Source organism: Proteus sp. MB838 (assembly GCF_054767435.1).
This window is the reverse complement of record NZ_BAABMO010000067.1, coordinates 1-7183: the sequence shown is the minus strand read 5'-3', so window position 1 is coordinate 7183 and position 7183 is coordinate 1. Positions and strand designations below refer to the sequence as shown.

Below are 7183 nucleotides of genomic sequence, written 5' to 3'. Positions count from 1 at the left end.
GTGCCAACTGGCAAAAACAAAAGCGCAAAATTCAACGTCTGCATTCTCATATTGCCAATATCAGGAAAGACTACCTTCACAAAGTCACCAGTGAAATCAGCAAAAACCACGCAATGATTGTCATTGAGGACTTAAAGGTCAGTAACATGTCTAAATCGGCAAAAGGTACGACAGAACGGTATGGACGGAACGTAAAAGCTAAATCTGGTTTAAACCGCTCAATACTGGAGCAGGGCTGGTATGAAGTGCGCCGTCAGCTTGAGTACAAGCAGCTCTGGCGAGGAGGTCAGGTACTGGCAATACCCCCTACACCAGTCAGAAGTGCGCTTGCTGTGGTCATACAGCAAAGGAAAACCGGCAGTCACAAAGTCAATTCGAGTGCCTTGAATGTGGATATACAGCGAATGCTGATATCAACGGGGCACGTAACATTTTAGCGGCAGGACATGCCGTGCTTGCCTGTGGAGGGAGGGTGCAGTCAGACCGCCCGTCGAAGCAGGAACCCGCCGAGGTGATTCAGACATCAGTCTGAACGCAGTAGGGATCCACGTCCTTTAGGGCGTGGAGGATGTCAACTGGTAAAAAACACGCTTATCAAGCGAGATAAAGCATGGCTTGTCTCGCTTGTGGCTCTTTCTTTCAAGGCAAAAGTAGCTCTCCTTCCCTTTTTATACCTCATATAAAATCTATTTACCCCATGAATAAATGCAATGGTTTTATGATGAATTAGTCATGTTTTTTCTAAGAGATTATTTTTCTATATTTATAGATTTGTGTGAATTAATAGATTTATTATATTAGTTTCGTATAAGAAACAATTAAAATAATTTTATTTATCTCTTTTGTATTATTGTGAAAATAGTATTTAAAAATGTTTGTTTATTCATCGTTTTAATGATGAAGGGATAATTATTAGTTAATTTTTTGCTCTTTTTATTTTTCCTAAAAATGCTATTTTAGTGTTTTTTATAATAGGGTTTATTTTGTTTAATTTTTTTATTTTCAATAAGATGTGTTTTCATTTATTGAAAATGCCACATATTGATAAATTATAATCTTGTTAAAATATCTTGAAAAGTTCATTATTCACAGCGTATTAATAAATACAAAAACCTCTAATAAATAAGGATCTCAACTGTATGTGTTATTAATCTAATATTTAGACTATTTATTTTAATAGCCATAAATAGATGACGTTCTTAATTAATTCGTTGTACCGGAAACCATTCGCATAGGGAGTACGGTATTTTTTTTATCAGCACAATTCCACTAACTATGAAAAAAACAAAACATTTATTTAAAACAAAGGGTTGTAATATTCCTTTTACTTCTGTGATGATGGTAAGTTTTGTCTTAATGGGCTGTAACGATCAATCGACTCAGCCAACCAAGCCTGCTATCCCAGAAGTGGGAGTCTATACTGTCAAAGAGGAAATTCTTCCATTAACGGTCGATTTGCCAGCAAGAACGGCATCTTATCGTGTCTCACAGGTGCGCCCACAAGTCGATGGTATTTTAGAAAAACGTCTATTTACTGAAGGTAGTGATGTTAAAAAAGATCAACCACTGTATCAAATAGATAAAAAACCTTACGAAACTCAGGTAGCTAAAGCACAAGCGGCTTACGATAATGTGAAAAAATTAGCTGCCCGTTATAAATCTTTACGTGCCACTAATGCCATTAGTCAGCAAGAATATGACGATGTAGTTTCACGCCTTGATCAAGCTAAAGCCGATTTAAATCAAGCAAAGATTAACCTTGGCTATACCCAAGTTTTATCACCTATTAGCGGCAAAATCAGTCGCTCTTTTGTTAGTGAAGGGGCATTAGTGAGTAGTGGACAAAATCAGCCATTAGCGACCATCACACAGCTTGATCCTATCTATGTGGATATTACTCAACCTATTACTAACCAACTGAAATTAAAGTCACTGATCCAACAAGGTGTCGTCACTGATAGTGAAGATAAAATGGATGTGACGCTGTTTTTAGAAGATGGCTCTCAGTACCCTTATACCGGTACATTAAGTTTTTCCGAAGTCCAAGTTGAGCCAAGTACAGGCTCAGTGACATTACGCGCCAAATTCCCTAATCCACAGCACCAATTATTACCAGGAATGTATACCAAAGCTCGCATTATGCAAGGAACTCAAGAGAAAGCGATTGTTGTGCCACAACAAGCGATTACCTTTGATGCCCGTGGTAAATCCATCACATATATCGTTGATCAACAACAAGTATTACAAGCAAGAGATGTTGAAATATTAAAACCACAAGGTAATGGATGGATCATAAAACAGGGATTACAAGCTGGCGATAGGATCATGACAGAAGGTCATCATCGTGCAAAACCGGGCGTAAAAGTCAATGCGGTTCCTGCTAACAACATTTCATTAAAGACCACCTTAGAGTAAGTCTTCATTTAGGTAATACATTATTATGTCTCGATTTTTTATTAATCGGCCAATACTTTCGTGGGTGATGGCTATTGTTATTATGATTGCAGGAGGATTGTCGTTAATAAAACTTCCTGTGAGTCAATATCCTGAAATTGCAGCTCCAGCGATAATGATCACCGCAGTTTATCCCGGTGCATCGGCTGAAACAGTGCAAGACACGGTTGTTCAAGTTATTGAGCAAGAGCTTAGCGGATTAGATGGCTTCCGTTATTTAAGTTCAAATAGTAATACGGATGGTAGCTTTGAAGTTATCGCCACTTTTGAACAAGGTACGGATAGTGATATTGCGTTGATGCAGGTACAAAATAAACTGCAATTAGCAACTCCTAAGTTACCCCTTGAAGTACAACGACAAGGGATGAGGGTAGTGAAATTCCAGATTAACTTTATGCAAGTGGTTGCCCTTGTAGATGAATCTGGAAAATTAGATGCCTTTGATTTAGGTAATTACCTTGCCTCACATATGAAAGATCCTATTTCTCGTATTGATGGTATGGGGGATATTCTGTTATTGGGATCACCACGCGCTATGCGTATTTGGCTTGATCCGGATAAACTGACCAATTATCACCTGATGCCGAAAGATATTGCCGCGGCTATCCAAGATGAGAATGTACAGGTGTCCGCCGGGCAGTTAGCGGGCTTACCGGCATTAAAAGGTGTTGAGTTAAACGCAACCATTACCAGCTCATCACGTATGGTATCAGTGGATGAATTCAACCATATTCTATTAAAAGTGAATCTTGATGGCTCACAAGTTCTGTTACAAGATGTAGCGAAAGTCGAAGTAGGGGCAGATAATTTCTCTATTTCAAGCTTATACAATGGTAAACCGTCTGCGGGTATGGCTATGCGCTTAGCGCCCGGAGCTAATCTACTTGATGTGTCTAAAAAAGTAAAAGAGGTTGTGGAAGCTCAGTCGCAGTTTTTCCCTCAAGGTGTAAAAGCCCTTTTCCCTTATGACACAACGCCTTCTGTAAAATCGTCCATTAGCTCTGTGGTAAGAACGATTGTCGAAGCTTCCATCTTAGTGTTCTTGGTTATGTTCCTGTTCCTACAAAATATTCGGGCAACCTTGGTGCCAACATTGGCTATACCGGTTGTTTTATTAGGAACTTTTGGTGTATTAGCCGCATTAGGTTTAACTATCAACGTATTAACGATGTATGCCATGGTGCTCGCAATCGGCTTGCTGGTGGATGATGCCATCGTTGTGGTTGAAAACGTTGAACGGATCATGCATGAACAGGCGATTTCGGTAAAAGAAGCGACTATTCTCTCGATGACGCAAATTCAAGGGGCGTTAGTGGGGATTGGTCTTGTTTTATCAGCAGTCTTTGTGCCAATGGCATTTTTTGGTGGATCGGCTGGGATTATTTATCGCCAGTTTGCAGCGACTATTGTTGTCGCGATGGCATTATCAGTGCTTATCGCATTAACATTTACACCCGCATTATGCGCGTCCATATTGAAAAAGCCACAACCTAAGGTGAAGAAACGTCGTGGATTCTTCTGGCTGTTCAACCGTTTCTTTGATAGAGGAACTAACTATTACGAGAAGGGGGTACGCAATATCTTGTACCGTCGAGGCCGTTATATGTTTATTTTCCTCATTATTACCGTTGGAACAGGGTGGTTATTTACGCAATTACCTAAAGCCTTCTTACCAAATGAAGACCAAGGGGTTGTGATGATTGAAGTCCGTATGCCAGCAAATAGTACCGCTGAGCGTATGGAACAAACCATGGCAGAATTTAGGGATTATTTACTGACCGAAGAAAAACATCTGGTTAAAACAGTATTTACTGTTAATGGCTTTAACTTTGCAGGTCGTGGTCAAAATGCGGGTATGGCATTTGTTAACTTGGCTGATTGGTCAGAGCGTAAAGGAAAAGGAGAAGATGTTTTCTCATTAGTGGCACGAGCACAGCAACACTTTAACTCTATCCGTGATGGTATGGTTATTGCGTTCCCACCACCTGCTATTATGGAGATGGGGAATGCGATGGGATTTGATTTCTACTTACAAGATAATGCGGGTTTAGGCCATACTGAATTGGTTAAAGCTCGTGATAAATTCCTCGAATTAGCAGCACAAAGTCCAGTATTAACTAATGTTCGCCCGAACGGTAAAAACGATGAACCTCAATTACGTGTTGTGATTGATAAAGAGCGTGCAAGAGCATTACAACTGCGTTTATCTGATATTAACGATACATTATCTGCCGCATGGGGATCGATGTATGTAAATGATTTTATTGATGAAGGTCGTGTTAAACGTGTTTATCTACAAGGGGAAGCCTCAGCGCGTATGTTGCCAACCGATCTGGATAAATGGCATGTTCGTAATCAGCGCGGTGAAATGATCCCATTCAATGCCTTTGCAACAACACAATGGTATATGGGGCCACCGAAATTAGAGCGTTTTAATGGGCTATCAGCGATTGAGATCTTAGGTGAACCAGCGCCAGGTTACAGTACGGGTGACGCGATGCTGGCAATTGCAGATATTATGAAACAATTGCCATCTGAAATCAGCCTAAGCTATAGCGGTCTGTCTTATGAAGAAATTCAAACACAAGACCAAGCACCTGCATTATATGTGATGACAATTCTGTTTGTTTTCTTAAGCTTAGCGGCACTCTATGAAAGTTGGTCAGTACCTTTCTCTGTCGCTTTAGTGGTGCCATTTGGTATTTTAGGGGCTGTTATCGCAACACTGTTACGAGGTTTATCCTCAGATGTCTATTTCCAAATAGGTTTGATGACCACCATTGGCCTATCAGCGAAAAATGCCATCTTAATTGTTGAGTTTGCTAAACATCTTTATGAGAAGGATGGTAAACCATTAATCGATGCGGCAGCAGAAGCGGCAAGAATGAGACTACGCCCTATCATTATGACCTCACTCGCCTTTACTTTTGGGGTATTACCTATGGCACTTGCTTCAGGCGCAGGGCAAGGTAGTCAGCACTCTGTCGCAACAGGGGTAATTGGCGGTATGCTCGCATCCACTTTCTTGGCTATTTTCTTTGTACCACTGTTCTATGTCTTTGTGGTTAAACTATTTTCACGAAAAAAAGCACATGTGAGTATTGAGGAAATAGATAAGTAATAGAATTATCTCGCAGTGAGATTTAAGCGTAAAAATAACCCAAACCATAGCGATGACTGTGGTTTGGGTTTTATTTTTAGGTTAGTTTAATCTTGGTGAGGAGATTTTAGTTTAACTTTTAATAGTCTTACGGCATTGGCGGTCACTAAAGCTGTTGCTCCTGAGTCAGCCAATACGGCAACCCAAAGTCCAGTGATACCGAATAAACTGGTGACTAAGAATATCGCTTTTAAACCCAATGCTATGGTAATGTTTTCACGTATAATTTTACGTGTTGCACGAGATAGCTGAATAATTTCGGGTAAGCCAGTTAAACGATTATGGGTTAATGCTGCGTCGGCAGTTTCTAAGGCGACATCTGTACCACTTCCCATCGCAACACCAATGGTAGCCGCTTTCATTGCTGGTGCATCATTAATACCATCACCCACCATCATTGTGTTATGTGTTTGACTGATTTCCATCACTGAGGTGACTTTATCTTCAGGGAGCAATCCTGCACGGAAATCCATACCCAGTTTTTGTGCAATCGCAGCCGCTGCTCTTGGGTTATCACCGGTTAACATCACGGCATTGATATTCATCGATTTCAACACTTTCATTGATTCGATAGCATCGTTGCGCAATGTATCTTGCATCGCAATCACACCAATGAACTGATCTTCTTTTAATACCACCACAACGGTTTTGCCTTCATCTTCAAGACGAGCGACTTGTTGTTGCCATTGTGCAGATAATGGTGTGGTTTCTGATAATTGTGTTGGGGCACTGACCAGAATATGTTGATTATTTAAATAACCTTCAATCCCTTTACCCGCTAAAGCCTTGCGATTATCGGCTTCCACAACATCAATTTGTTGCTCTTGTGCTTTATTAATAATGGCTTTTGCGAGAGGGTGATGAGAGCCAACTTCTACAGAAGAAGCCAACATCAGTAGCTCTTTCTCATTAAAGCCTACATTTGCTATGACATCAGTGACTTGAGGTTTACCCTCTGTTAATGTGCCTGTTTTATCTAGAGCAACGGTATTGACTGTGCCCAGTTGTTCAAGTGCTGCACCACCTTTAATTAAGGCACCTCGTTTTGTTGCTGCTGCCAGTGCTGATGTAATGGCGGCTGGTGTTGAAATAACCAGAGCACAAGGACAACCAATTAATAACAGTGTTAAACCACGGTAGAACCAAGTTTCCCAAGGTTGAGCGAATAATAAAGGTGGAATAATGATCACTAATGCGGAAAACAGCATAATCAGTGGTGTGTAATAGCGACTGAAGCGGTCAACAAAACGTTCAATGGGCGCTTTACGCTCTTCCGCTTCTTCGATCAGTTGTAAAATACGGTCGATGGCATTTTGCCCCTGTTCAGAGACCACTTTCATTTGCACCGAGCGATCAACAGATAAACAGCCAGCAGCGACTTTTTCACCCTGTAAACGTTCGACCGGCACCGATTCACCCGTTAATGCGCTTTCATCAAAACTTGCAAAAGCAGTAATTAATTCGGCATCTGTGGGTAAGCGCGCACCTGGTGCAATTTCAATAATATCGCCGGGGCGCAATTGAGCTACAGGGACTGTCTGTTTTTTACCCTCTTTGATTACCACCGCT

General features: G+C 40.9%; 3 protein-coding genes and 1 pseudogene. 3 read left to right on the top strand and 1 reads right to left on the bottom strand.

Translation table 11 applies throughout. The features are described from left to right. The 3 genes and pseudogenes from ACYUCW_RS17315 to ACYUCW_RS17305 form a co-directional block, all read left to right on the top strand. Positions 1-532 (top strand): annotated as a pseudogene (locus ACYUCW_RS17315) (RNA-guided endonuclease InsQ/TnpB family protein); the annotation flags it as partial. Positions 533-1275: 743 nt separating this feature from the next. Continuing rightward, positions 1276-2415 carry an efflux RND transporter periplasmic adaptor subunit gene (locus ACYUCW_RS17310; RefSeq protein WP_049210239.1) on the top strand — a complete coding sequence of 380 codons (1140 nt, stop codon included), beginning with the start codon at positions 1276-1278 and terminating at the stop codon, positions 2413-2415. Between the two features lie 25 nt (positions 2416-2440). Then, entirely contained in the window at positions 2441-5575 is a 3135-nt protein-coding gene (locus tag ACYUCW_RS17305; RefSeq protein WP_004252755.1) for an efflux RND transporter permease subunit, read from the top strand. 86 nt (positions 5576-5661) lie between these two features. Here the strand turns inward: ACYUCW_RS17305 and ACYUCW_RS17300 are convergent. Further along, on the bottom strand, positions 5662-7183 hold a 1522-nt coding region (locus ACYUCW_RS17300), incomplete at its 5' end, for a heavy metal translocating P-type ATPase (protein WP_460409134.1).